This is a genomic window from Kutzneria sp. NPDC051319, from assembly GCF_040682195.1.
GTDB lineage: Bacteria > Actinomycetota > Actinomycetes > Mycobacteriales > Pseudonocardiaceae > Kutzneria.
Genome location: NZ_JBFBAM010000030.1, coordinates 50,164 through 75,890 on the forward strand (window position 1 = coordinate 50,164; position 25,727 = coordinate 75,890).

The 25,727-nt window shown below is 70.0% G+C and carries 24 protein-coding genes and 2 tRNA genes; 9 read left to right on the forward strand and 17 right to left on the reverse strand.

Annotation, left to right across the window (positions count from 1 at the left end):
• Positions 1-14 precede the first annotated feature (14 nt).
• Positions 15-644, forward strand: coding sequence for a pyridoxamine 5'-phosphate oxidase family protein (locus AB0M73_RS27125; RefSeq protein WP_363895799.1), 630 nt, complete (start codon positions 15-17; stop codon positions 642-644).
• Here AB0M73_RS27125 and AB0M73_RS27130 read toward each other — a convergent pair.
• The 4 genes from AB0M73_RS27130 to AB0M73_RS27145 all read right to left on the reverse strand — a co-directional run bounded on the left by AB0M73_RS27130 (position 634) and on the right by AB0M73_RS27145 (position 4,084).
• Complete coding sequence (locus AB0M73_RS27130) at positions 634-1,104, reverse strand: cysteine dioxygenase family protein (protein ID WP_043722696.1); 471 nt, start codon at positions 1,102-1,104, stop codon at positions 634-636. The two genes, AB0M73_RS27125 and AB0M73_RS27130, sit on opposite strands and share 11 nt — an antisense overlap.
• 130 nt (positions 1,105-1,234) lie before the next feature.
• Entirely contained in the window at positions 1,235-2,335 is a 1,101-nt protein-coding gene (locus tag AB0M73_RS27135; RefSeq protein WP_363895802.1) for a cystathionine gamma-lyase, read from the reverse strand.
• A complete protein-coding gene (locus tag AB0M73_RS27140; RefSeq protein ID WP_084581422.1) occupies positions 2,332-3,336 on the reverse strand; it encodes an NAD(P)H-dependent glycerol-3-phosphate dehydrogenase in 1,005 nt (334 codons plus the stop codon). The genes AB0M73_RS27135 and AB0M73_RS27140 overlap by 4 nt, the downstream gene beginning before the upstream one ends.
• Positions 3,337-3,343: 7 nt before the next feature.
• Positions 3,344-4,084, reverse strand: a complete 741-nt coding sequence (locus tag AB0M73_RS27145; RefSeq protein WP_363895805.1) for a lysophospholipid acyltransferase family protein — start codon at positions 4,082-4,084, stop codon at positions 3,344-3,346.
• Positions 4,085-4,134: 50 nt separating this feature from the next.
• Between AB0M73_RS27145 and cofC the strand changes: the two genes are divergently transcribed.
• From cofC to AB0M73_RS27165, 4 genes are all read left to right on the forward strand, one after another.
• Complete coding sequence (gene cofC / locus AB0M73_RS27150; RefSeq protein ID WP_363895808.1) at positions 4,135-4,758, forward strand: 2-phospho-L-lactate guanylyltransferase; 624 nt, start codon at positions 4,135-4,137, stop codon at positions 4,756-4,758.
• Between the two features lie 30 nt (positions 4,759-4,788).
• On the forward strand, positions 4,789-4,977 hold the full coding sequence (locus AB0M73_RS27155) for a hypothetical protein (RefSeq protein ID WP_043722684.1): 189 nt from the start codon (positions 4,789-4,791) through the stop codon (positions 4,975-4,977).
• 94 nt (positions 4,978-5,071) lie between these two features.
• Positions 5,072-7,819, forward strand: coding sequence for an RNA degradosome polyphosphate kinase (locus tag AB0M73_RS27160; protein ID WP_363895812.1), 2,748 nt, complete (start codon positions 5,072-5,074; stop codon positions 7,817-7,819).
• A 2-nt stretch (positions 7,820-7,821) separates the two neighbouring features.
• Entirely contained in the window at positions 7,822-8,718 is an 897-nt protein-coding gene (locus AB0M73_RS27165; RefSeq protein ID WP_363895913.1) for an NUDIX hydrolase, read from the forward strand.
• Positions 8,719-8,936: 218 nt separating this feature from the next.
• On the opposite strand, the gene AB0M73_RS27170 is transcribed toward AB0M73_RS27165, so the two are convergent.
• The 3 genes from AB0M73_RS27170 to leuC form a co-directional block, all read right to left on the reverse strand.
• A complete protein-coding gene (locus AB0M73_RS27170) occupies positions 8,937-9,572 on the reverse strand; it encodes an HU family DNA-binding protein (RefSeq protein ID WP_043722681.1) in 636 nt (211 codons plus the stop codon).
• 207 nt (positions 9,573-9,779) lie between these two features.
• The gene (gene leuD / locus AB0M73_RS27175; protein ID WP_043722680.1) at positions 9,780-10,382 is read right to left on the reverse strand and encodes a 3-isopropylmalate dehydratase small subunit; all 603 of its coding nucleotides are present in this window, start codon (positions 10,380-10,382) and stop codon (positions 9,780-9,782) included.
• A gap of 19 nt (positions 10,383-10,401) precedes the next feature.
• Entirely contained in the window at positions 10,402-11,805 is a 1,404-nt protein-coding gene (gene leuC, locus AB0M73_RS27180) for a 3-isopropylmalate dehydratase large subunit (protein WP_043722677.1), read from the reverse strand.
• A 96-nt stretch (positions 11,806-11,901) separates the two neighbouring features.
• Here leuC and AB0M73_RS27185 point away from each other — a divergent pair, with 96 nt between their 5' ends.
• Positions 11,902-12,603: an IclR family transcriptional regulator gene (locus AB0M73_RS27185; RefSeq protein WP_052395712.1), complete on the forward strand. Its 702-nt coding sequence runs from the start codon at positions 11,902-11,904 to the stop codon at positions 12,601-12,603.
• Positions 12,604-12,818: 215 nt separating this feature from the next.
• Here AB0M73_RS27185 and AB0M73_RS27190 read toward each other — a convergent pair.
• The 3 genes from AB0M73_RS27190 to AB0M73_RS27200 form a co-directional block, all read right to left on the reverse strand.
• Positions 12,819-12,891, reverse strand: a tRNA-Glu gene (locus AB0M73_RS27190).
• Between the two features lie 56 nt (positions 12,892-12,947).
• Positions 12,948-13,019 (reverse strand) — tRNA-Gln (locus AB0M73_RS27195).
• Positions 13,020-13,136: 117 nt separating this feature from the next.
• On the reverse strand, positions 13,137-13,883 hold the full coding sequence (locus tag AB0M73_RS27200) for an HAD family hydrolase (RefSeq protein WP_052395711.1): 747 nt from the start codon (positions 13,881-13,883) through the stop codon (positions 13,137-13,139).
• 288 nt (positions 13,884-14,171) lie between these two features.
• On the opposite strand from AB0M73_RS27200, the gene AB0M73_RS27205 reads away from it, so the two are divergent.
• Entirely contained in the window at positions 14,172-15,392 is a 1,221-nt protein-coding gene (locus tag AB0M73_RS27205; protein WP_043731544.1) for an FAD-dependent oxidoreductase, read from the forward strand.
• Between the two features lie 179 nt (positions 15,393-15,571).
• Here the strand turns inward: AB0M73_RS27205 and AB0M73_RS27210 are convergent, their stop codons facing one another.
• From AB0M73_RS27210 to cimA, 3 genes are all read right to left on the reverse strand, one after another.
• Positions 15,572-16,219 (reverse strand): response regulator transcription factor, encoded by a 648-nt coding sequence (locus tag AB0M73_RS27210; RefSeq protein ID WP_084580083.1) that lies wholly within the window; start codon positions 16,217-16,219, stop codon positions 15,572-15,574.
• 173 nt (positions 16,220-16,392) lie between these two features.
• Positions 16,393-17,166 carry a fumarylacetoacetate hydrolase family protein gene (locus AB0M73_RS27215; RefSeq protein ID WP_043722675.1) on the reverse strand — a complete coding sequence of 258 codons (774 nt, stop codon included), beginning with the start codon at positions 17,164-17,166 and terminating at the stop codon, positions 16,393-16,395.
• A gap of 131 nt (positions 17,167-17,297) precedes the next feature.
• A complete protein-coding gene (gene cimA / locus AB0M73_RS27220) occupies positions 17,298-18,911 on the reverse strand; it encodes a citramalate synthase (protein WP_363895820.1) in 1,614 nt (537 codons plus the stop codon).
• A gap of 323 nt (positions 18,912-19,234) precedes the next feature.
• Here cimA and AB0M73_RS27225 point away from each other — a divergent pair, with 323 nt between their 5' ends.
• A complete protein-coding gene (locus AB0M73_RS27225; protein WP_363895823.1) occupies positions 19,235-19,903 on the forward strand; it encodes a Tm-1-like ATP-binding domain-containing protein in 669 nt (222 codons plus the stop codon).
• A 122-nt stretch (positions 19,904-20,025) separates the two neighbouring features.
• On the opposite strand, the gene AB0M73_RS27230 is transcribed toward AB0M73_RS27225, so the two are convergent.
• From AB0M73_RS27230 to AB0M73_RS27240, 3 genes are all read right to left on the reverse strand, one after another.
• Positions 20,026-21,066 (reverse strand): 3-isopropylmalate dehydrogenase, encoded by a 1,041-nt coding sequence (locus tag AB0M73_RS27230; RefSeq protein ID WP_363895826.1) that lies wholly within the window; start codon positions 21,064-21,066, stop codon positions 20,026-20,028.
• A 249-nt stretch (positions 21,067-21,315) separates the two neighbouring features.
• Positions 21,316-22,914, reverse strand: a complete 1,599-nt coding sequence (gene serA / locus AB0M73_RS27235; RefSeq protein WP_363895829.1) for a phosphoglycerate dehydrogenase — start codon at positions 22,912-22,914, stop codon at positions 21,316-21,318.
• Positions 22,915-23,039: 125 nt separating this feature from the next.
• Positions 23,040-23,309 carry a DUF397 domain-containing protein gene (locus AB0M73_RS27240; protein ID WP_363895831.1) on the reverse strand — a complete coding sequence of 90 codons (270 nt, stop codon included), beginning with the start codon at positions 23,307-23,309 and terminating at the stop codon, positions 23,040-23,042.
• 28 nt (positions 23,310-23,337) lie between these two features.
• Here AB0M73_RS27240 and AB0M73_RS27245 point away from each other — a divergent pair, with 28 nt between their 5' ends.
• Complete coding sequence (locus AB0M73_RS27245) at positions 23,338-24,651, forward strand: hypothetical protein (protein ID WP_363895834.1); 1,314 nt, start codon at positions 23,338-23,340, stop codon at positions 24,649-24,651.
• Positions 24,652-24,708: 57 nt separating this feature from the next.
• On the opposite strand, the gene ilvC is transcribed toward AB0M73_RS27245, so the two are convergent.
• Entirely contained in the window at positions 24,709-25,722 is a 1,014-nt protein-coding gene (gene ilvC / locus AB0M73_RS27250; protein ID WP_043722663.1) for a ketol-acid reductoisomerase, read from the reverse strand.
• Positions 25,723-25,727 lie beyond the last annotated feature (5 nt).

A 25,727-nucleotide genomic window follows, 5' to 3' on the forward strand; every position in this document is an offset into this window, starting at 1 on the left:
TCGATGCTGGTGACGTGAGCCGACCACCACTGTCACCGACACCACGGACCGTCGTCAACCGACATCGGGAACGCGCCGCCACCGACCGCGCGGCGCTGGACGACGTGCTCGACTCCGGCCTGATCTGCCACCTCGGTGTGCTGTTCGACGGCGCGCCGGTGGTGCTGCCCACCGGCTACGGCCGCGACGGCGACACCCTCTACCTGCACGGATCCACCGGATCACGCAGCATGGGCCCCGGCCCGGTCTGCGTCACCGTGACGATCGTCGACGGCATCGTCTACGCCCGCTCGGTCATGCACCACTCCATGAACTACCGCAGCGCCTGCGTGCTCGGAACCACCCGGCTGGTGGACGACCCCGAGGAGAAGCTGCGCGGCCTCGAAGTCGTCACCGAGCACCTCGCGCCCGGGTCGTGGGACCACGCGCGGCTGCCCAACAAGAAGGAGCTGGCCGCCACCGTTGTGCTGGCCCTGGACCTCACCGAGGCGTCGGTGAAGATCCGCAACGCCCCGCCGGCCGACGAGGACTTCGACGTCGAGGCCAACACCGCCTGGGCCGGGGTGCTGCCGCTGTCCACGGCCTGGGGCAAGCCCGAGCCGGACTCACCGCTGCCCGTGCCGGAGCACGTGCTCAATCGGTGACGGGGCCCTGCACCGGGTCGAAGCGGTAGGGCGTCATGCGCTGCCGGGTCGGGCCGAACACGTGGATGCTCACCGCGGGGTCGATGCCCTCGTTGCGCATCTGGTGCACGTAGTTCGGCCCGAACACCCGGGACTGGCCCTGGTTGAGCACGTGCAGCGCCTGGGCGGCGTGGCCGGGGCGGCCGACCACCTCGGTCAGCACGCCCTGGACCACGGTGAACGCGCCCTCGGCGCCGCCGTGGTCGTGCAGCTCGGCGCCCTGCCCGGGCAGCCAGCTCATCAGCCACACCTCGTAGCGGGACGTGCTCTGCACCAGCGCGGTCCAGCGCTCGACCGGGTCGTAGCGCAGCAGATGCGCCCAGCTCGAACGGTCGGCGAGGACCTCGCGGAGGATCTTGGTGGGCTGCTGCGGAGCCACGCGGGCGGCCGACAGCACGGTGTTTTCCGGAACGGCGAACATGAGATCGGTGTCTTCCTACGGGTGCGGGTGAGTGCGCGGGCAGATCACCGAGGAAGACACAGCGCGCCACAGACCCGACAGAGGTCGATGTGACCCCGTCGTTCGGTCATGGCACGCAGCAACATGCCGCCTATTGAACCGGCGACTCCAGCGCCCGGTCAAGCGCACCCACCACGTCGGTGACCAGATCGTGGGAATCCTCCAGTCCGGCGGAGAACCGGAGCAGCCCCTCCGGCACCGGGTCGCCCCAGTGGGCCCGCCGGTCGGCGGTGCTGTGCAGGCCGCCGAAGCTGGTCGCCGAGGCCACCAGCCGGCTGTTGGCCAGGAACCGGGCCACCAAGTCGGCCGAGGCCAGCTCGAACGTGAAGACGCCGCCAAACCGCCGCATCTGCCGGGAGGCGATCGCGTAGGAGGGGTCCTCCGGCGATCCCGGCCAGCGCACGTTGGCCACCGCCTCGTGCCCGCGCAGCTTGGCCACCAACGCGGCGGCGTTCTCGGCCTGCCGGGCCAGCCGCACGTCCAGCGTGCCCAGCCCGCGGTGCACCATCCACGTCTCGAACGGGCCGGGGATCGCGCCGCTGACCGACCGCTGCCGCTGCAACTCCGCCCCCAGCGCCTCGTCGGTCACCGAGATGTGTCCGAAAAGGACATCGCTGTGGCCGGCGACGGCCTTGGTGTCGCTGGCCACGCAGATGTCGGCGCCGAGCTCCAACGGCCGCTGACCGATGGGCGTGGCCGTCGTGTTGTCCACGGCGACCAGCGCGCCGGCGGCATGGGCCAGCTCGGCGATCGCCTTGATGTCGCACACGTCCAGGCCCGGATTCGACGGCGTTTCCAGCAGCACCAACCGTGCGCCGGCCACGACCTCCGGCGTCCACGGGCCGACGGTCGGCACCTCGCGCGCCTGGACGTCCAACTCGGCGAGGAACGTCCGCACGAGGTAGTACCCATCGGCGGGGACGACTACTACATCGCCCGGAGACAACACCGTCCGCAGGAGCGTGGTGATCGCGCCCATGCCGGACGGGAACACCGTGCACAGGCCGCCGTCCAGCGCGCCGATGGCCGACTCCAGCGCCCGCCAGGTGGGGTTGCCGGCCCGGCCGTAGAAGTCGTCCGCGCCAAGGTGGAACGGGGCGGCGAGCACCGGCCCGGCCAGGAACGGTTGCCCGGCAACGGGTTCGGCCGCACCCGCGTGCACGCACCGCGTGCCGTCGCCCCACTCGGTCATGAACGCTCTGCCTTCTGCGCCCGTCCCAGCAATTCCGCCGCCATCTGGCGCGGATTCAGGCTGACGTGGCAGACCCGGTGCACGCCGTCGGTGATCGGCATGTCGACCCCGTGCAGCTCGCCGAGGGCCTTGATCGAGGAGCATGACTTCACGCCCTCGGCCACCTGCCCGTGCGTGGCCTCCTGGGCCTGGGCCAGCGTTTCGCCCTGGCCGAGGCGCTCGCCGAAGGTGCGGTTGCGGGACAGCGGCGAGGCGCACGTGGCCACCAGGTCGCCGAGGCCGGCCAGACCGGCGAAGGTCAGCGGATCCGCGCCGAGCGCCGCGCCCAGGCGAGCGGTTTCCGCCAGGCCACGGGTGATCAGCGAGGCCATGGTGTTGTCGCCGAAGCCCAGCCCGTGCGCGATGCCACACGCCACGGCGATGACGTTCTTGCACGCGCCGCCGAGCTCGCAGCCGACGACGTCGGTGATGGTGTACGGCCGGAAGTAGCCGTTGGCGCTCGCGCGCTGCACCGCCACCGCACGCTCGTGATCCGTGCACGCGATGACGGTCGCGGTCGGCTGCTGCGCGGCGATCTCCCGCGCCAGGTTCGGCCCCGACACCACGGCCACCTGGTCGGCCGGCACCTGCGCGACCTCGGCCACGACCTCGCTCATCCGCTTGCCGGTGCCCAGTTCGATGCCCTTGGCCAGGCTGACCAGCGTCACCCCGGCCGGCAGCGACCCGCGCCAGGCGGCCAGGTTGGCGCGCAGCGTCTGGCTCGGCACCGCCAGCACGACCGCCTCCGCACCGTCCAACGCGAGCAGCGGATCGGCGGTCGCCCGCAGGGTCTCCGGCAGCCGGATGCCCGGCAGGTAGCCGGTGTTCAGCCGCTGCTCGGTGATCTCGTCGGCCACCTCCGGCCGGCGCGCCCACAGCACGACGTCGCGGCCCGCGTCGGCGAGCACCTTCGCGAACGTGGTCCCCCACGACCCGGCCCCCAGCACCGCGATGCGCTGCAGCTCCACGTCAGTCCCCGCTCTTCTCGGCCTTGACCGGGGAGAAGAAACCCTCGGGCGCCTGCTCGCCGCGGGCCTCCGCCACGAGCTCCTTGACCTTCCCCATCAGCAGATCCGTCACCTCGCGCAGCACCTGCGCGGTGGCCGGCTGGCCCCGGTAGGCCGACAGGTCGATCGGCTCACCGAGGATCGAGACGACCTTCTTGCGCGGGAACGGCCGGAACTTCTTGCTGTACCCGTCGTAGAGGTCGCGGGTGCCCCAGCGGGCGGCCGGGATCACCGGCACGTCGTTGGCCAGCGCCAGCCGGGCCACGCCGGTGCGCGGCGCCATCGGCCAGCCGTCCGGGTCCTTGGTGATCGTGCCCTCCGGGTAGATCACCAGCAGCTTGCCCTGCTCCAGGCCCTCACTGGCGGCGCGCAGGCTGTCCTTGGCCGCGCGCAGGCTCTCCTTGGCGGCCTCCCCGCTGGGCCGGAAGACCGGGATCTGGCCGGCGCCGGCCATCACCTTGCCGAGCACCGGGACCTTCCACAGCGAGGCCTTGGCCATGAAGCGCGGCACCCGGTCGTTGTTGTGCACAAGGATGGCGTCGAACACCGGGTCGAGGTGCGAGACGTGGTTCATCACCAGCAGCACGCCGCCGTGCCGGGGCAGCTTCGGCCCCTTGATCACCCGACGGGCGAGCAGCTTCACCGTCGGATACAGGACGATGGCGCACATCCTGATCCACGGCCCGCCCTTCTCCTTGCGCATCGCTCTCCCTCACGTTCGAAATCGTCGGCCCGAGTCTGCATGATGGAGGGGTGCGGAGCTACCTCGACCTCGTGGTGCCGGTGAAGCGGCTGGACCGGGCCAAGTCCCGGCTGGTCGGCGCGGCCGACGGCGGCATCGGCGACCCGCTGGCCCATGCCGACCTGGTGGTGGCGGTCGTGCTGGACACGATCACCGCCGCGTCCGGGGCCGACGGCGTGCGCGACGTGGTGGTCGTCACGTCCGATCTCATGCTGACGGCGGTGTTGCGGGCCGAGGGAATTCGGTGCGTGGCCGAGGCGGAGCCGGGTCTGAACGAGGCGTACCGGCACGGGGCGTCGATGCTGGGCCGGCACGTCGGGGCGTTGCAGGCGGACCTTCCGGCGCTGCGATCGGCGGAACTGGCCGCCGCGATCGCCGCCGCCGGCGACAAGCGGGCGTTCGTTCCGGATCGCCAGGGCACCGGCACGACGCTGCTCATCGGCGCGCCCGGCCAACCGCTGGACCCGCGGTTCGGCGTCGGATCGGCGCAGGCGCACCGGGAGTCCGGGGCCGTCGAGCTCGTCGGGGACTGGCCGTCACTGCGGTGCGACGTGGACACCGAGGAAGACTTGGAGGTGGCCGCCGGGCTCGGCCTCGGGCAGCGCACCGGGCGTCGGTTCCGGCTGTCGGCCTGATCCACAGTGGACCGCGCTAGGCTGCTCGGTGTGGAACAGGCCACCGTGCACACCGTCACACCGGACGGTTCGGCGATCGTGCTGCGGGACGACGGTCTGCTGGTCGACGTGCCCGCGGCGGCGGTTTCGGCCGGCGGCTGGCGTGCGCCCCGGCCTGGGCAGCGGGTCACGCTGCGACGCGAGAACGGTGTGATTGTCGGGATGTTCCCGCCCTCCTAGCTTGTCTGGCAGCCCCCCTCGTAGCTCTGTGTGTTCACCGTGTCGTTCCTCGCGGGCAGCGCCTTTTCGTTCGCGCTGGGGAACAATGGCCTCCGTGCGTACGGAAACCAACGACGAGGCCACGGCCGAGCAGACCAAGCCCGCCACCGCCGGGGCGCGGCAGCCACGAGCGACCCCCAGGCGAGCGAGCACCCGTAGCACCGCGGCCACCGCCAAGGCCGCGGCGGAGACCCCTGCGCCCGCTGGGCGGCGCAGCACCGCGAAGGCCGAATCCCCGGCCGAGCCGGCGACCACACCCCGCGCGACACGGTCCCGTGCCGCCAAGCCGGAAGCGGAATCCGCGCCGGCGCGCACGACCCGCAGCCGGGCCAAGGCCATCCCTAAGGAGCCGGCCGCCAAGCCCGCGGCCGCGGCCAAGCCGAAGGCGCAGGCCACCAAAGCGGCCACGGCCACACCAGCCGCCGCCAAGCCCGCCACGGCCAAAGCCCCGGCAGCGAAGGCAGCTACTGCCAAGCCGGCTGCGGCCAAGCCGGCCGCCGCTGAGCCCGCCGCCAAAACCGCGGCCGCGAAGCCACGGACCAGAACGCCGCGCACCCGTGCCACCGTCTCGCCCGTGGTGGAAGCAAAGGCCGAAATCGCGCCGCTGACCGAGAACAAGACCGCCGTCGTGACGCCGGTTCCGCCGGCTGAACGCACCCGACGGCCGCGCCCCTTCGAGGGCCAGCAGCATCCCCGCGTCATCACGCCGCCGGCCGCCACGCGGGACATCGACGAGACGGACCTGCCCGACGACCGCTACTTCAACCGCGAGCTGTCGTGGCTGGACTTCAACGCCCGCGTGCTGGCGCTGGCCGAGGACGCCTCGCAGCCGCTGCTGGAGCGGGCCAAGTTCCTCGCGATCTTCGCGTCGAACCTGGACGAGTTCTACATGGTGCGGGTGGCCGGACTGAAGCGCCGCGACGAGACCGGCCTCACCGTGCGCAGCGCGGACGGCCTGACGCCGAGCGAGCAGCTGAGCCGGATCGCCGCCCGCAGCCAGGAACTGGTCGACCAACACGCCAAGGCGTTCCTCAACGAGATCCGCCCCGGACTCGAACAGCACAACGTGCGCATCGTGTCCTGGCACGATCTGGACGAGAACGACCAACTGCGGCTGTCCAACCTGTTCAGCGAGCAGGTCTTCCCCGTCCTCACACCGCTCGCGGTCGACCCGGCGCACCCGTTCCCCTACATCTCGGGCCTGTCGCTGAATCTGGCCGTCACCGTGCGCTCGCCCGAGGGCGGTCCCGAGCAGTTCGCCCGCGTGAAGGTGCCGGACAACGTGCCGCGCCTGATCCGGGTCGAGGCCGACCGGCGCAGCGGCACCGCGACGTTCCTGCCGCTGGAGGAACTGATCGCCGCGCACCTCGGCGAGCTGTTCGCCGGCATGGACATCATCGAGTGCCACGTCTTCCGCATCACCCGCAACGCCGACCTCGAGGTCGAGGAGGACCAGGACGAGGACCTGCTCAAGGCCCTGGAACGGGAACTGGCGCGGCGGCGCTTCGGGCCGCCGGTGCGGCTCGAGGTCGGCGACGACATGACCGACCACGTCCTTCGCCTGCTGCTGCGGGAGATGGAGGTGGAGCCCGAGGAGGTCGTCGAGGTTCCCGGTCTGCTGGACCTGTCGTGCCTGTGGCAGGTGTACGGCGTGGACCGCAAGGAGCTCAAGGACCCGCCCTTCGTGCCGGCCACGCATCCCGCGTTCGCCGAGCGGGAGACGCCGCGCAGCGTCTTCGCGACGCTGCGGGACGGGGACGTGCTCGTGCACCACCCCTACGACTCCTTCTCCACGAGCGTGCAGCGCTTCATCGAGCAGGCGGCCGCCGACCCGAACGTGCTGGCCATCAAGCAAACGCTGTACCGCACCTCCGGCGACTCGCCGATCGTGGACGCGCTGATGGACGCGGCCGAGGCCGGCAAGCAGGTGGTGGCCCTGGTCGAGCTGAAGGCGCGGTTCGACGAGGAGGCCAACATCAAGTGGGCCCGTGCGCTGGAAAAGGCCGGCGTGCACGTGGTCTACGGCCTGGTCGGCCTGAAGACGCACTGCAAGACGGCGCTGGTGATCCGCCAGGAGGGCTCGTCCATCAAGCGCTACTGCCACATCGGCACGGGCAACTACAACCCGAAGACCGCGCGGCTGTATGAGGACGTGGGCATCCTGACCGCGGAGCCGACGATCGGCGCCGACCTCACGGATCTGTTCAACGTGCTGACCGGCTATGCCCGCCAGGAGAACTACCGCAGCCTCATGGTCGCGCCCTACGGCGTGCGGCGGGGCATCGTGCGGCGCATCGAGCAGGAGATCGAGCACCAGCGGGCCGGCCGTCCCGCCGGTGTGCGGCTCAAGGTGAACTCGCTCGTGGACGAGCAGGTCATCGACGCCCTGTATCGCGCGTCGCAGGCCGGTGTGCCGGTCGAGGTCATCGTGCGCGGCATCTGCGCGCTCAAGCCGGGCGTGCCCGGTCTGTCGGAGAACATCAAGGTCCGGTCGATCCTGGGACGTTTCCTGGAGCACTCCCGGATCGTGCGGTTCGCCGGTTCGGACGAACTGTGGATCGGCAGCCCGGACATGATGCACCGCAATCTGGACCGCCGGGTCGAGGTGCTGGTGAACGTGACCGACCGCAAACTGGTCGCGCAGTTGGACAGCGTGCTGGATTCGACGATGGATCCGGCCACCCGGTGTTGGGAGCTCACCTCGGACGGGAACTGGGATCCGTCCCCCGCGGACGGTTCCCGCGTTCGCGATCACCAGGTGGAACTGATGAAACTCCACAGTGCGAAGGAACAGCAGGTGTGACTATCCGAGCCGCCGGCGCCGTTGTGTGGCGTCCCAGCAGTGTGACCGAGCAGGTCGAAGTGGCTGTGGTGCATCGACCACGATATGACGATTGGTCACTGCCCAAGGGAAAATTGGACGCTGACGAAACGACGCCGGCGGCAGCGGTTCGAGAAGTGCTGGAGGAGACCGGCTTCTCCATCACCTTGGGCCGCCGTCTGCCGTCCGCCGAATACACGGTGGACGGCAAGGCGAAGGTCGTCGACTACTTCTCGGCCCGCTTCATCGGCGGCGAGTTCGAGGCCAACGACGAGGTCGACCGGCTGAAATGGGTTTCCCCCCGAGCCGCCGGGGATCTCCTTCGCTACCAGCACGACCGCGTGGTGCTGAAGGAGTTCGTCGCGCTGCCCCCGCGTCTGAGCACGTTGTTGCTGGTCCGGCACGCCAAGGCCGGCAAGCGCGACGAGTGGGCGGGCGACGACGACCTGCGGCCGCTGAGCCCTTCCGGGCAACGGCAGGCCGACGCACTGGCACGGCTTCTGCCGCTGTTCGGCGCTGATCGCGTCCATGCCGCGCCGAGGACGCGGTGCGTGGACACAGTGGCCGGGCTGGGCCTGGACATCCGCAGCGAGCCGCTGCTGTCCGAGGAGAGCTACTGGGTCAGCCCGTCCGCCGGCGTGGCCCGGTTGCTGGACATCGTGGCCGCCGGCGGCACTCCCGTGGTGAGCAGCCAAGGTGGCGTCATCCCCGATGTCGTCGCCCGTCTGGCCGACATGAACGGCGTTCGCCTGGACGAGATCGCCAGCAAGAAGGCCAGTTTCTGGCTGCTGTCGTTCCGGCCGCCGACCAGCGGCCGGGAGCCGCGACTGGTCGCCGCCGACTACTTTCCCACCCCGCTGCCGAAACCCTCCGGCCGCTAGCCCTGGGGTCTGCGGGACCCCTTGCCCCCCAGGGGTTGTGGTGACAACTCCTGGGGCGCTGGGGTTTTCCCTATTCTTCGGGCCCCACAAATGGATCAGGGGCCCATGCTGGATGCACGGGCCCCTGCTTCCGAACCGGCACGCGCGGGTCGTGCGCCGGATTCGCGACTACTTCTTGAGAACACGCCCGGCCGAGCGGGTGACTCGGCCGCGCATGGTCACTTCTTGGCGGCAGCGGCCTTCTTCGGCGCGGCCTTCTTGGCGGCGGCGGGCGCGGCCTTCTTCGGCGCGGCCTTGGTCGCGGCCGGCTTCGCGGCAGCGGTGGCGGCAGCGGCCGGCTTGGCGGCGGCCGTGGTGCGCTTCGGAGCGGCCTTCCGCGTGGTGGCGGGCTTCGCGGCCGCGGCGGCCGGCTTGGCGGCAGCAGCGGTGCGACGCGTGGTGGCCGGCTTCGCGGCGGCAGCGGCCGGCTTGGCGGCAGCGGTGCGACGCGTGGTGGTGGCCGGCTTCGCGGCGGCAGCGGCGGTCGTGGTCGCCTTGGCGGCGGCGGCCGGCTTGGCGGCGACAACCTTCGGCAGCTTCTTGGCGCCGCTGATGACGTCCTTGAACGTCGTGCCGGCGCGGAAAGCGGGAACGTTGGTCTTCTTGACCTTCACGGTCTCGCCGGTGCGCGGGTTGCGAGCGGTGCGAGCGGCACGGGCCCGCTTCTCGAACACACCGAAGCCCGTCACGTTGACCTTCTCGCCCTTTTGGACGGTGCGGACCACGATGTCGACGATGCCGTCGACGGCCGAGCTGGCGGCCTTCTTGTCGCCGAGACGCTCGGCCAGAGCCTCAATGAGTTGGGCCTTGTTCACTTCAGTCCCTCCCAGGACACTATCGGCCCGTAGTTGGGCCACTTCAGGCACACGGTAAGCCAACGCGCCAAGAATTTCCACGCGCCACGCCCATTTTTTTGTTGCTGGCGCGTTGGTTCCGCCCCACCGGGGGACATAAGCCCGGTTTTCGAAGCGGCGAGGGAGGGTTCAAGGGCCGCCGGAAACCCGTCCCGGCGGCCCCGCAGATCAGCCCGCGGTGACGGGGTTCGTTGTGGGCAGCCAAGTCGGGCGGCCGCCCTCGAATTCCCCGATCGCATCGACGTTTCGCAAGGTCAGGCCGATATCGTCGAGCCCTTCCAGCAGGCGCCAACGGGTGTAGTCGTCGATCTGGAAGGGGGCCGAGAAGTCCTTGGCGCGGACCGTCTTCGCACTCAGGTCGACCGTGACCTCCGCGCCCGGGTCGTTCTCGAGCAGCTTCCACAACAGTTCGATGTCGGACTGCTCACACTGCGCCGCCACGAGGCCCTGCTTGCCGGCGTTGCCGCGGAAGATGTCGGCGAACCGGGACGAGAGCACCACCCGGAAGCCGTAGTCCATCAGCGCCCAGACGGCGTGCTCGCGCGACGAGCCGGTGCCGAAGTCGGGGCCCGCGACCAGAACACTGCCGGCACGGAAGGGCTCGTGGTTGAGGATGAAGTTCTCGTCCGCGCGCCAGGCCGCGAACAGCCCGTCCTCGAATCCGGTGCGGGTGACCCGCTTGAGGTAGACGGCCGGGATGATCTGGTCGGTGTCCACGTTGGACCGGCGCAGCGGGACGCCGACCCCGGTGTGGCTGGTGAAGGGTTCCATCGGTCTACACCTCTGCTTTTCAGTCCAGGTCGGCCGGGGCCGACAGCGTGCCGCGCACCGCGGTGGCCGCGGCGACCAGCGGCGACACCAGGTGGGTTCGGCCGCCCTTGCCCTGGCGGCCCTCGAAGTTGCGGTTGGAGGTCGACGCGCTGCGCTCGCCCGGCTTGAGCTGATCGGGGTTCATGCCAAGGCACATGGAGCAGCCCGCGGACCGCCACTCGGCGCCCGCCTCCGTGAAGACCTTGTCCAGTCCCTCGGACTCCGCCTGCGCGCGCACCCGCATCGAACCGGGCACCACCAGCATGCGTACGTCGGAGGCGACCTTGCGGCCCTTGAGGATGTCGGCCGCCGCGCGGAGGTCCTCGATGCGGCCGTTGGTGCAGGAACCGAGGAAGACGGTGTCCACGTGGATCTCGCGCAGCGGCGTGCCCGGCTCCAGGCCCATGTACGCCAGCGCCTTCTGCGCCGCCACCTTCGCGTTCTCGTCGCCGATGTCCTCCGGGTCCGGCACAGAGGCGCCCAGCGGCAGGCCCTGTCCCGGATTCGTGCCCCACGTGACGAACGGCGTCAGCGCGTCGGCGTCGATGTCGACCTCGAAGTCGAAGCTCGCGTCCTCGTCCGTGCGCAGGGAACGCCAGTACTCGACCGCCGCGTCCCAGTCCGCGCCCTTCGGCGCGTGCTGGCGGCCCTTGAGGTAGTCGAAGGTGACGTCGTCCGGCGCGATCATGCCGGCGCGCGCGCCCGCCTCGATCGACATGTTGCAGACCGTCATGCGGGCTTCCATCGACATCGCTTCGATGGTGTCGCCCCGGTACTCCAGGATGTAGCCCTGCCCGCCGCCGGTGCCGATCTTCGCGATCACCGCCAGGATCACGTCCTTGGACGTGACGCCCGGGCGCAGCGCGCCGTTGACGTTGACCGCCATCGTCTTGAACGGCCGCAGCGGCAGCGTCTGCGTGGCCATCACGTGCTCGACCTCGGAAGTGCCGATGCCGAAGGCGATCGAGCCGAACGCGCCGTGGGTCGAGGTGTGGCTGTCCCCGCACACCACCGTCATGCCCGGCTGGGTCAGGCCCAGCTGCGGGCCCACCACGTGGACGATGCCCTGTTCCGCGTCGCCCATCGGGTGCAGGCGGACGCCGAACTCCGCGCAGTTGCGCCGAAGCGTCTCCACCTGGGTCCGCGACACCGGGTCCGCGATGGGAAGTTCGACGTCCACCGTAGGAACATTGTGGTCCTCGGTGGCGATCGTCAGGTCCGGCCTGCGCAGTTTCCGGCCGGCGAGCCGCAGTCCGTCGAAGGCCTGCGGGCTGGTGACCTCGTGCACCAGGTGCAGGTCGATGTAGATGAGGTCCGGTTCGGCTCCGTCGCCCTTGCGCACCAGGTGCGCGTCCCAGACTTTCTCCGCGAGCGTGCGGCCCATGGTCTCCTCCCCCTTCGGGGATGTCGGTGTCAGATCGGGATTCTCAGATGGTGGCGCGGCTGGACTTCCCACATCGCGGGAAGCTAGTATCGCGACGTGGGACAGCATAGCGGGATCGGCGTTCTGGACAAGGCGGTGGCGGTGCTCAGCGCCGTCGCCAAGGACCCCTGCGGACTGGCGGAACTCTGTAACCGCACCGGTCTTCCCCGCGCCACCGCGCACCGCCTCGCCGTAGGCCTTGAGGTGCATCGCTTGCTGCGCCGCGGTTCCGACGGCCGCTGGCGCCCCGGCGCCGCCCTGGCCGAACTGGCCGGCGGCGCCACCGATCCCCTCCTGGACGCCGCGAGCTCCGTCCTGCCCCGCCTCCGCGACATCACCGGGGAAAGCGTCCAGCTCTACCGCCGCGATGGCATGCAACGCATCTGCGTCGCCGCCGCCGAGCCCCCCTCCGGCCTCCGCGACACCGTCCCCGTAGGCGCCCGCCTCCCCATGACTGCAGGCTCCGGCGCCAAAGTCCTTGCCGCCTGGGCCGATTCCCCCACCCAGCGCGCCCTTCTCACCGACGCCCTCTTCGGCGAGCGCACCCTCCTGGAAGTGCGCCGCCGCGGCTGGGCCCAATCCGTCGGTGAACGCGAGCCCGGAGTAGCCAGCGTCTCCGCCCCCGTCCGCGACTCCTCCGGCACCGTCATCGCCGCCGTCTCCGTCTCCGGCCCCGTAGACCGCATAGGCCGCCGCCCCGGCGGCCGCTGGGCCGCAGACCTCCTAGCCGCCGCCGAAGCCCTCCAAAACCGCCTCTGATCCCACAGACGCGCGCTTAGTTGGCACAGCCGGCGATGCGCAGCGAGCCCCCCTCCGGCGCCGCACCCCTCCGCTCTCAGAGCCTCTAACCGAGAGTGGGGGGTGCAGGGGGGCGAAGCCCGCCCTGCCTGGGGGTCTGGGGCGCGAGCCCCAGTGTAAAAATGCGAAAGATCCCTGTGCGGTCACACCGCACAGGGATCTCCCGATCTTTCGCGTAGCCCCGACGGGATTCGAACCCGCGCTACCGCCTTGAGAGGGCGGCGTCCTAGGCCGCTAGACGACGGGGCCAGGACTTAGTTTTCTTGCCGGGAGGTACCCTAGCACATCGCTTTGGGTGCCTCACGCTGGGGTACCAGGACTCGAACCTAGACTAACTGAACCAGAATCAGTCGTGCTGCCAATTACACCATACCCCATTGGCATTCTGGATCAGCTTTGGTGTAGCTGGAGGCCGTCCGCCCTGCCGGAATGAATACTAGACCATGACGGGCCCGATCACGAAATCGCCCCCGGGGGTCGGCCGATCGCGCAGGTCAGAGGCCGTCGACGCCGGGGGTGGTGAGCTCGCAGACGAGGAGCTCGGGGAGCTCGGCGAGGCTGTTGATGGTCCACACTCCGTCGGGCGCGGTCTGGTGGTCGGCGCCGTCGCGGTTGAGCCACACGCCGTGCATGCCGGCGTCGCGGGCGCCGATGGCGTCGAGATCGAGGCGGTCGCCGACGTGCACGGTCTCGGCCGGCAGCACGTCGAGGTCGAGGCAGGCGGTGTGGAATATCACCGGGTCGGGCTTGGCGACGCCCAGTTCACCTGCGATGACGACGCGGTCGAAGAATTCGGACAGTCCGACGGCGGCGATCTTGGCGCGCTGCCGGGAGCCGGAGGCGTTGGTGACGGCGGCGACCTTGATGCCGCTGGCGCGCAGCCAGTCGAGCAGGGGCAGGGTGTCGTCGAAGACGCGCCAGGACCGTTCCATGACGGCGAGGCGGCAGTCTTCGCGCCTGCGCACCTCGGCGTCGTCGAGGTGTTCGCCGAGCACGGCGAAGAAGGCCTTGGTGCGCTGCCAGCGCATGGTGTCGTAGTCGAACTCGCCGGAGATGGCGCGGGCGACATGCTCGTCGGTGGTGCGCTGCCATGCCGGCCATGCGCCGTCATGTCCGACAAGGGCGGTCAACGCGGTTCTCGCCGATCCGTCGTAGTCAATCAGCGTGTCGTCGATGTCCAGGCAAACGGCACGGATTTCGACGGTGGTGCGGGTGGTGAATGCGGAGAGAACTGGCGTCACCAGGAGAGGCTAGGTGCGGATCCCTTGTCCGCGATTCGGCTAACAAGGTGAAGCTGCCCCTTGATCGTGGTCACTCTCCGCCGTCCCGCGATTCCGCTGCGCGTGCGACACATCCCCTTTCTCGGTACCCGACAACGGGTTTCTCCGACTCGTGGCGCATCGGTGACGGGGCGCTACCGGGCCGGGTGCCGCGTGTCACGTCTAGCTGTACGGGTGAACCGGGTTGACGGGGGCGGCCCCCGCGAGCATCCTTGACTTATTCAACAGGCGTTGAAAAGAGGGATGGCGATGGAACGCACGACGTGCTGCGTGGTGGGCGGCGGCCCGGCCGGGATGATGCTGGGACTGCTGCTGGCCAGGGCGGGCGTGGACGTGACCGTGCTCGAGAAGCACGGCGATTTCCTGCGGGACTTCCGCGGCGACACGGTGCACGCCTCGACGCTGCGGCTGCTGGACGAGCTGGGCCTGGCCGAGAAGTTCGCCAAGGTCCCGCACCGGCTGCTGACCCAGCTGGGGCTGCCGGTCGGCCCGACCAGCACCGCGCTGATCGACATGAGCCGGCTGCCCGGCCCGCACAAGCACATCGCGATGGTGCCGCAGTGGGACTTCCTCGACATGGTCGCCGACGCGGCGGCGGCCGAGCCGACTTTCCGCCTGCGCATGAACACCGAGGCGACCGGTCTGACCACGAAGGACGGCCGCGTCACCGGCATCACGTACCGCACGAAGGACGGCGAGACCGGTGAGATCCAGGCCGACCTCACCGTCGCCTGCGACGGGCGGCGCTCGATCCTGCGCAGCGCGTTGGGGCTGGGTATCCGCAGCTGGCGGGTGCCGATGGACTGCTGGTGGCTGCGGGTGCCGCGGCACGAGGGCGACCCGGTGGGCATCGGCGGCATGATCGGCGAAGGGCGCATGGTCGTCTACATCGACCGCGGCGACTACTTCCAGCTGGCCTTCCTGATCGAGAAGGGCTCGGACGCGCGCTGGCGCGAAGCCGGCCTGCAGTCGTTCCGGGACAGCCTCGCCGGCGTCCTGCCGTGGCTGGCCGACCGTGTGGACGAGATCAAGTCGCTGGACGACGCCAAGCTGCTGGACGTGAAACTGGACCGGCTGACCAAGTGGTACAGCGACGGTCTGCTGTGCATCGGCGACGCCGCGCACGCCATGTCACCGGTCGGCGGCGTCGGCATCAACCTGGCCGTGCAGGATGCCGTTGCCACCGCGCGGATCCTGGCCGCGCCGCTGCGCCGAGGGACCGTCACGACCGCTGATCTGGCCAAGGTGCAGCGCCGTCGCGGGCCGGCCACCACCATCACGCAGGGCATGCAGCGACTGATGCATGACAACGCTGTCGGTCCCGCGTTGAGCGGCCGTATCGATCTGAGTAAGCGAACCCCGCTCGCATTGCGACTGCTGAACCGCTTCCCGAAGCTCGGCCTGATTCCGGCCTATCTGGTGGCCATCGGCTTCCGCCCCGAACACGCCCCCGATTTCGCCCGGCGTTGAGTGGGGACGCCGTCACGTGGAAAAGCGAGGCCCCGCCCCTGCTTCGCCCGGTTGCCGGATTTTTCGAGGTCCGCCACCCACGGTGCCCCGCCACCGAGCCGATGCGGGCCTCGAAAAATCCGGCAAGGGCGAGGCAGGGGTCACGAGGGGCCGAGCCGCGACGCCGGAGGCGGCGCCATTCAACGCGGCACCCGTCCACTGAGGACCATAGCCACGACCTGTGCCCGGTCCTTGGCGCCCAGTTTGCGCAGAATGGCCTTCACGTGGGTCTTCACGGTGTCCGTGCTGATGAACAGGTGGTGCGCGATGGTCTGGTTGTCCAGGCCCTTGATCATCTCGGCCAGCACGTCGAACTCGCGGGCCGACAGCTGCGGCAGCACGGCGTGCGGCGGCAGGTCGGTGGACATCTGCACCTGCCCGCCCAGCCGGGGATCGAGCACGTGCGTCGCGCCGGCCAGCACCTCGCTGAACACCGACAGCAGTTCCCGCAGGGGCGTCGTCTTGAGCAGGTAGGCGGCGGCGCCCTGGTTCAGCGCCGCCTTGGCCCACTCCGGGCTGTCCATCTCGCTGACCACCACGGTGGTCGCCGACGGCCGCTGGGCCCGCACGTCGCGCACAGTGCGCAGCGCACCAGCGCCCGGCACCGACAGATCCGTCACGACGAGGTCGACGAGCAGCCCGCGCAGGCAGCGCAGCGCCTCGGACGAGGTGTGGGCCACCCCCACCACCCGGAAGCGCTGGGTGCGCTGCAGACAGACGCGCAGACCCTCGGTGATCAGCTGAGAGGCGTCGACCAGCAGCACCCTTGCGGGGTCAGGGACCACCATGCGATCACCTCCGCTGCGCCGCGGCCAACCGGTCCGAGCCGGATTGCTGACCTCACTGGTTTCGCAATCGGCTCAACGCGGAATAGCACGCCATGGTTCAGCAGCGGAAGCCGTCGAAGGGCCGGCCGGCGCGAAGTTGCGCCGACCGGCCCTTCGATCATGGGCCAAGGCGACTAGACGGACACGACCTTGTTGGTGAGTGTGCCGATCCCCTCGACGGACACCGAGACCGTCTGTCCCGCGGTCATCGGGCCGACCCCGGCCGGCGTTCCGGTCAGCACCACGTCGCCCGGCAGCAGCGTCATGCCGGCCGTGATCCACTCCAGGATCTCGCCCACGCCGTGCAGCAGGTCGCTGGTATTGCCGTCCTGCTTGAGCTCGCCGTCCAGCTCCGTACGCAGGTCGAGGCCCGACGGGTCGAGGTTGGTCTCGATCCACGGCCCCAGCGGGCAGAACGTGTCATGGCCCTTGCCGCGCGTCCACTGGCCGTCGGCTTTCTGCTGCTCGCGGGCCGTGACATCGTTGGCGATGGTGTAGCCCAGGATGGCCGAGCCGGCGTTCTCGGCCTTGAGCCGGCGTACCGGCAGGCCGCCGATCACGATCGCCAGCTCGCCCTCGTAGTCCACCCGGCCCAGCCCGGCCGGCACCTCGATGGCCGCGTCCGGGCCGATCACCGAGGTCGACGGCTTGATGAAGATGACCGGGTCGGCCGGCGGCTCCCCGCCCATCTCGCGGGCGTGGTCGGCGTAGTTCTTGCCGATGCACACCACCTTGGACGGGCGGATCGGGGCCAGCAGCTGGACCGAGGCCAGCGGCCAGGTCCGCCCCGTGAACTTCGGGTCCTCGAACACCGAGGTCGACAGTTCCGCAGCGATCAGGCTGTCCGGCTCGCCGCCGATGGCGACGAAGGAAGCCCCTTCTGAGTGAGAGATCCGAGCGAAGCGCACGGGATCGAGCCTAGTCCGACCGACCCCCGACGTGCCCGCAGCGGTCAAGTGAGCCACTCATGTGGCATTCCTGACACACGTGAGTGGCTCATGTGCCATTTCCAGCGCAAATGAGCCACTCACGTGAGATGTCAGGCCAGTTGCCGCACTCGCATCGCCTTGTGGGCCAGTGCGTCGCACAGGGCGAGCCAGCTGGCCTCGACGATGTTGTCGTGCACACCCACCGTGGTCCACTCGTGCTCGCCGTCGGTGGACTCCACCAGCACGCGGGTGACGGCGTCGGTGCCGGGATGGTCGGTCAGGATGCGCACCTTGTAGTCGGCCAGCTCGACACTGTCCATCCAGGACAGATGGGGCCGCAGCGCCTGGCGCAGCGCGGCGTCCAGGGCGTGCACGGGGCCGGTGCCTTCGGCGGTGGCGATCACACGTTCGCCGCCGACGTGCACCTTGACCGTGGCCTCGGACATGATCGTGCCGTCCTGTTGGTGGTCAAGGAGAACGCGGTAGGACTCCAAAGTGAACGGAGGCTCGTCCACTTCGGACAGCTCGTTGCGCAGCAGCAGTTCCAGCGAGGCGTCGGCCGCCTCGAAGGACCAGCCCTTGGCCTCCAGCTCCTTCACCTTCCGCACCGCGTTGCCGACGGCGTCGGGCCGGCCGGCCAGGTCGAGCCCGAGCTCTCGTCCCTTGAGCTCAAGACTCGCCCGGCCGGCCATCTCGGTGACCAGGACCCGCATGCCGTTGCCGACGGTGGCCGGATCGATGTGGTTGTAGAGATCCGGATCCACCTTGATCGCGCTCGCGTGCAGCCCCGCCTTGTGGGCGAAGGCCGACGCCCCGACATAGGCCTGGTGGGTGTCGGGGGCGATGTTCGCGATCTCGGCGAGGGCATGGGACACGCGGGTCAGCTCGGCGACGGAGTCGGCGGGTACCACCGGCATCCCGAGCTTGGTCACGAGGTTCCCGATGACGGCGAACAGGTCGGCGTTGCCGGCCCGCTCCCCGTAGCCGTTGGCCGTGCACTGGACGTGGGTCGCGCCGGCCTGGACCGCCGCGATGGTGTTGGCCACCGCGCAGGACGTGTCGTCCTGGCAGTGGATGCCGACGCGCAGGCCGGTGCGGGCCATCACCTCGGTGACGGTCTGCCCGAGCTGCACCGGCAGCTGGCCGCCGTTGGTGTCGCACAGCACCACCACGTCGGCCCCCGCCTCGCCGGCCGCCTGCAACACACGCAGCGCGCACTCCGGGTCGTAGGCGTAGCCGTCGAAGAAGTGCTCCGCGTCGAGGAACACACGGCGGCCGTTGGCCACCAGGTACCGGACCGTGTCGCGGACCATGGCGCAGTTCTCGTCGACGTCGGTGCGCAGCGCGCGCTCGATGTGCCGGCGGTCGGACTTGGCGACCAGGGTGACGACCGGGGCCTTCGAGTCCAGCAGGGCCTGCACCTGCTTGTCGTCCTCGACCTTCACGCCGGCCTTGCGCGTCGAGCCGAAGGCCACCAGCGCCGCGTGCTGCAACTCCAGCTCGCCGGCCGCCGCACGGGCGAAGAACTCCGTGTCCTTGGGCAGGGCGCCCGGCCAGCCGCCCTCGATGAAGCCGACGCCGATGCCGTCGAGCAGACGGGCCACCGCCAGCTTGTCCGTCACGGAGTAGGTGATGCCCTCGCGCTGGGCGCCGTCCCGCAGGGTGGTGTCGAAGACGTGGAAGCCGTCGCCCAGTGGCGTGCCGGCCGGGGTTGTCCTGCTCAACGGTCTACTCCTCGCGAGGGGGTGGCTGACGTGGCCCAGAAAAGCAAAAAGACCCCCTGCGAATGCAAGAGGTCTGCGCGCCGGGTGCCTGCGGGGGCACTACCCGGCGCGCTGCGAAATGATGATCACGGTGTGGAGAGCCACACCCGCATGCTGCCACACCCGCCCGGCGATGACCAAGCATCGGACGAAATATCCCACCATTCGGGAAATTTCACCGAGACAGCCCATGACCGGTCCACCTGGCCAAAATTGGACTGGTCCAATTTCGTTCGAAGGAGCAGCCTATCCGGTAGCCGCCTTCGTCGAAGGGAGAAGGCTGCGTGGTCACAGTCGTCCTGCTGGGCGCGCCGAACGCCGAAGGCGCCGAGTACGCCTGGTTGATGGACCGCGTCCGCGTCGGGGGCTGCGAGCCGGTCGCTCTCGACGGGGCGGGGGCCGCCGATGTGCTCGTCAAGCTGCACGAACAGGGCCGCCTGCACGGTGTTTTAGCCGTGGGCGGGCCCACCGGCGGCTCGCCCGCCTTCGCCGCCCTGCGGGCGTTGCCGATCGGCGTGCCCAAGCTGCTCGTCACCGCCCGCGACCACCACACCCACGGCGGCGTCACCGACGTCACCACCATGCACTCCGTCGTCGACATCGTCGGCATCGACCAGGTCTCCGAGCGCATCCTCGACAACGCCGCCGCCGCCATCACCGGCATGGCCCGCAGCTACCACGCCGGCCGGCACAACCCCACCCGCCACACCCGGCCGCTCGTGGCCACCACCGTCTCCGCCACCCGGCCCCGCCTCGAACACTGGGGCTACGCCGTCGTGGTCGTCCCCGACAGCCGCCCCCTGCCGTCCCTTGTGGACAGCGGCTTCCTGGCCGGTGTCATCTCCACCAACCCCACCTCCGCCTACGACGTCCCCCACATCGTCTGCGACGACGCCGCCTTCGCCCAGGAGGCCGCCGACACCCTCCACCACCTCATCACCGGCTCCCCCTAACCCCGCGAGTCCCGCTGTGGGGACGTCATGAACCGGTTTCATGGCGTCCCCACAGCGGGACTCGCGAAAACACGTGTGCCCCGGCTCCTTGGAGCCGGGGCACACGAGACAGAGCCTGAAGGTCAGGCGGTGGTGCGGGTGTTGGACGACACCAGGGCCGCGAGGCGGTCGCCGATGGCGTAGGTGGCGCCGGGCGAGGCGTGGTCGCGGGTGGCGAGATCGAAGGCGACGGAGGCCTCGATGCGCCGCGCGGACTCGTGCTCGCCGAGGTGGTCGAGCATCAGCGCGACCGAGAGCACGGCGGCGGTGGGGTCGGCGATGCCCTGGCCGGCGATGTCGGGCGCGCTGCCGTGCACCGGCTCGAACATGCTGGGATTGCGGCGGGTCACGTCGAGGTTGCCGCTGGCCGCCAGGCCGATGCCGCCGGTGACGGCGGCCGCGAGGTCGGTGAGGATGTCGCCGAACAGGTTGTCCGTCACGATGACGTCGAACCGACCCGGGTCGGTCACCATGTGGATCGTGGCGGAGTCGACGTGCTGATAGCTGACGGTCACCTCGGGGTGCAGCAGCGACACCTCCTCCACGACCCGGGACCACAGCGAACCGGCGTGCGTCAGCACGTTGGTCTTGTGCACGAGGGTCAGGTGCTTGCGCGGGCGCGCCGTCGCACGGGCGAAGGCGTCCCGGACCACACGGTCGACGCCGAACGAGGTGTTGATGCTGACCTCGGTGGCGATCTCGTGCGGAGTGTCCTTGCGCAGCAGGCCACCGTTGCCGGCGTACAGGCCCTCGGTGCCTTCTCGCACCACGACCATGTCGATGTCGGACGGGTCGGCGAGCGGGCTGCGCACGCCCGGGTACAGCCGAGCCGGCCTCAGGTTCACGTGATGGTCGAGCTCGAAGCGCAGCCGCAGCAGCAGCCCCCGCTCCAGAATGCCGCTGGGCACCGACGGGTCGCCGACCGCGCCGAGCAGAATGGCATCGTGCTGGCGCAGTTCACCGAGCACCGACTCCGGCAGCAGCTCCCCGGTGGCGTGCCACCTCGCCGCACCGAGGTCGTACCGGGTGATCTCCGCCGTCGGAACCACCTCGCCGAGCACCTTCAGCGCCTCGGCAATAACCTCGGGCCCGATCCCGTCACCTGGGATCACAGCGAGCCGCATCCACACACCTCCCGGAGTACGGTCCCCATGCTCGGGACCATCCATCTCTTGCGTGAGGCTACCCGTACTTCCCCCACTAATCGGAGTCCGGACACGCTTCTGGGGTGATCTCTCCCGAAGTGCGGGACACCCGGATGGCGCAATCACCACCCGTACGGGTGACATCGGGCCCCTGACCGGCCCCAACATGCGGTGAAGGGGACCTCCCCGGCGACGACCGCTGGGAAGGTCCCCTTCCGGACAAACGGGTCAGATCAGCGAGATGGACCGCACGGTGTGCGCGCCCACGGCGGCGCCGATCGGCTCCAGCACGCCGGCGTCGACCGCACGGTCGGCGCGGATCAGCATGACGGCGTCGGAGCCGTCCTTGGTCTGCGAGATCTGCGCGGCCTCGATGTTGACGCCGGCTTCGCCGAGCAGGGTGCCGACGGTGCCCATGACGCCGGGCCGGTCGGGGTACTCCAGCAGCACCAGGTCGCCGGCGGCGCGCAGGTCGAAGCCGCGGCCGTTGACCTCCACCAGCTTCTCGATGGCGTCCAAGCCGGACAGCGTGCCCGAGACGCGCAGCGCGGTGCCGTCTGGCAGCGCGGCGCTCACGGTGACCAGGCTGCGGTGGTTCGCGCTCTCGGGCTCCTTGACCAGGTCCACCGCCACGCCGAGGGTCTCGGCCAGCGCCGGCGCGTTCACGAACGTGACCTGCTCGTCGACGATGCCGGAGAACACGCCGCGCAGCGCGGCCAGCGGCAGCACCGAGACATCCTCGTTGGACAGTTCGCCGCGGACGGTGACGGTGACCGAAGCCGGGGCCTTGCCGGCCAGGGCCGACAGCACCACGCCGAGCTTCTGGGTCAGCGGCAGGTACGGGCGGACCTCGTCGTTGACGACGCCGCCGCTGGCCACGTTCACCGCGTCCGGCACGAAGTCGCCGCGCAGGGCCAGCCGCACCGAGCGGGCCACGTCGGTGCCGGCGCGGTCCTGGGCCTCGGCCGTCGAGGCACCCAGGTGCGGCGTCACGACGACGTTCGGCAGCTCGAACAGCGGTGAAGCCGTGGTCGGCTCGGTCTCGAAGACGTCGATGCCGGCGCCGCCGACGTGACCGTCCCGAATGGACTCCGCCAGGGCCGTCTCGTCGACCAGGCCGCCGCGGGCGGCGTTGACGATGATGACGCCCTTCTTGGTGCGGGCGAGCGCCTCCTTGCCGATCAGGCCCTTGGTCTCCGGGGTCTTCGGCAGGTGGATGGAGATGGCGTCGGCCCGCTCCAGCAGCTCGTCCAGGGTGACCAGCTCGATGCCCAGCTGCGCGGCGCGGGCCGGCGCGACGTACGGGTCGTAGGCGATCAGCGTGGTGTTGAAGGCCGCCAGGCGGGCCGCGAACAGCTGGCCGATCTTGCCGAGGCCGACGACGCCGACGGTCTTGCCCGACAGCTCCACGCCCGAGAACGAGCTGCGCTTCCAGGCGCCGCCACGCAGGCTGGTCGAGGCCTCCGGGATGCGGCGGGCGACCGCCAGCAGCAGGCCCACCGCGTGCTCGGCGGCCGAGGTGATGTTGGACGTGGGCGCGTTGACCACCAGCACACCGTGCTTGGTGGCGGCCGGCACCTCCACGTTGTCCAGGCCGACGCCGGCGCGGGCGACCACCTTGAGCTTGCTCGTGGCCGCGAACACCTCGGCGTCCACCTGGGTGGCCGACCGGACCAGCAGCGCGTCCGCGTCGGCGACGGCGGACAGCAGGGCGGGCCGGTCGGTGCCGTCGACGTGGCGGATCTCCACCTCGTCCCCGAACACCTCGATGACGGACGGTGCGAGCTTCTCGGCGATCAGAACGACGGGACGACTGGCATTGGTCACGACACAGCTCCAGGTTTCGGCGCGCGACTTCACGGACGGCCCACCGGCACCCCGTTGTGCTGGACCTCGTCGCATCCTACGAGTTGGCCGCCCCGATGGAAGGGGTGATGTTAACTTCCCCGTAACTACCAGGGCTCATCGAACTCGCCGTCGCGCGCGCCCTTGACGAAGGCGTCCCACTCTGCGGGAGTGAACACCAGAACGGGGCCGTCCGGCTGCGCCGAATTACGCATCACCATGTACGTCACGCCGTCGGTGTGCGGCACCGCCGCGACCTCCACGTGGTCCCCGTCGCCGTCGTCCCCGTCACCCCGCTGCCACTGCGCCCCGGTCAGGTCGAGGCTGCCCCGGACCTGCTTCTTGTCGTCGTAGATGGGCGCAACCTCGTCGCTCATGCGGGCAGGGTAACGGCACACTGCTCCCATGCTGCGAACAGCGCTGGTGGCCGGTCTGCTCCTGGTCGGCACCCTGACGGGCCTCGCTCCCGCGCACGCCGCCGACGCCGGTCCCAGCCGGATCCGGTCCGACGGCACGCGCCTGTACGACACCACGACGAACGCGACGTTCACGCCCAGGGGCGCGAACTACATCCGCCTGGCCGATGACGGCCACGGCGTCTTCCACTCCACCTTCGAACCCGGGCGGTACTCGCCGTCCGACGCCCAGCGAATGCTGAACCAGTTGAGCCATGACGGCTACAACACGGTTCGGGTGTTCGTCGACGCCGGCACGTGGAACTTCGACCACGGGCTGGACACCGATCCGTCGCCGGACGCCCCGTGGCTCAACAAGGCCTATGTGGACAATCTGGCGGCCTTCATCGACGCTGCTGCCGCCGACCACATCTACGTGCTGCCCACGTTCGAGTACGCGCCGATGAACCGGCACTACGCGGACATCGCCGGCGGGACGCGCAATCCGAACGTCGGCGGCACCAACTCGTGGTACCTGGATCGCGGCATGATCGCCGCCAAGAAGGCGTACCTGACGAACATCGCCGCCGCGTTGGAGGGCGAGCTCGGCGTGAACCGGACCGACATCCTGTCGTACGAGATCGACAACGAAGTGTTCTGGCAGACCGATCAGGCGCCGTTCGCGACCATGTCCGGCACGGTGGTCGGCGTGGACGGGATCACCTACGACATGTCGGCGCCGGCGGACCGTCAGCAGGCCGCCGACGCCAGCCTGGTCTGGTACGTCAACCAGGCGGTGCAGGGCGTGCACGCGGCCGACCCGGACGCCCTGGTGTCGATCGGCATGTTCACCAACAACGCGGTCGGGCGGACGGGATTCGACGGCCTGATGGCCGATCCGAACACGCGGCCCCTGTCACCGGGCAACCCGGTGGCCATCGCGCACTGGAGTGCCATCGATTTCATCGACATGCACACCTATCCCTGGGGCGCCGGCTACACGCCGGCGGGCGACCTGGCCAGCTCCGACCTGGGCCGGCCCGGCGTGGAGTCGATGGCCAAGCCGTATCTCGTCGGCGAGCTGGGCGCGCGCAAGGACGTGTACGGCAACGACATCACCTCGGCCGCCTTCGACCTGCGCGACCGGCAGATCCAGACCTGTCACGTCGACCGGGGCGCGCAGGGCTGGCTGCTGTGGACCTACGACACCGACCAGGTGAACCCGGACCTGGCCGGCCAGGGCGACTACTACTCGCTGACCGACAGCGGCGGCGCGATCAACGGCCAGCTGGCCCCGATCGTGCGCCCCGATCCCTGCCGATAAGACGAAACGGCCGTGGGGCGTGCTGCCCCACGGCCGTTTCCGGCAACCAGAAAAAGATCAGGCCGTCTCGGTGATCGGACGGTCCACCCACGACATGAGGCCGCGCAGCTTCTTGCCGACCTGCTCGATCGGGTGAGCCTCGCCCTCGTCCTGCAGCTTGGTGAAGTTGGGACGGCCGGCCTCGTCCTCGGCCACCCACTCCCGCGCGAAGGTGCCGTCCTGGATCTCGCCCAGGATCTTCTGCATCTCCTGCTTGACCGACGCGGTGATGACGCGCGGGCCGCGGGTCAGGTCGCCGTACTCGGCGGTGTCGGAGATCGAGTAGCGCATCTTGGCGATGCCGCCCTCGTACATGAGGTCGACGATCAGCTTCAGCTCGTGCAGCACCTCGAAGTAGGCGATCTCCGGGGCGTAGCCGGCCTCGGTGAGCACCTCGAAACCGGTCTGCACCAGCGCGGAGGCGCCGCCGCAGAGCACGGCCTGCTCACCGAACAGGTCGGTCTCGGTCTCCTCGGTGAAGGTGGTCTTGATGACGCCGGCGCGCGAGCCGCCGATGCCCTTCGCGTAGGACAGGGCGAGCGCCTGCGCGTTGCCGGTGGCGTCCTGCTCCACGGCGATGAGGCAGGGCACGCCCTTGCCGTCCACGAACTGGCGGCGCACGAGGTGGCCGGGGCCCTTGGGGGCGACCATCGCGACGTCCACGCCTGCCGGCGGGGTGATCAGGCCGTAGCGGATGTTGAAGCCGTGCCCGAAGAAGATCGCGTCGCCGTCGTTGAGGTTGGGCGCGATGTCGTCGGCGTAGATCTTGCGCTGCTTGGTGTCCGGAGCCAGGATCATGATCAGGTCGGCCTCGGCGGACGCCTCGGCGGGGGTGAGCACCCGCAGGCCCTCCTCCTCCGCCTTCGCCCGCGACTTGGAGCCCTCCGGCAGGCCGATGCGAACGTCCACACCGGAATCGCGCAGGCTCAGCGCGTGGGCGTGGCCCTGGCTGCCGTAGCCGATGACGGCCACCTTGCGGCCCTGGATGATGCCGAGGTCGGCGTCGTCGTCGTAGAAGGTCTCGACAGTCATGGCTT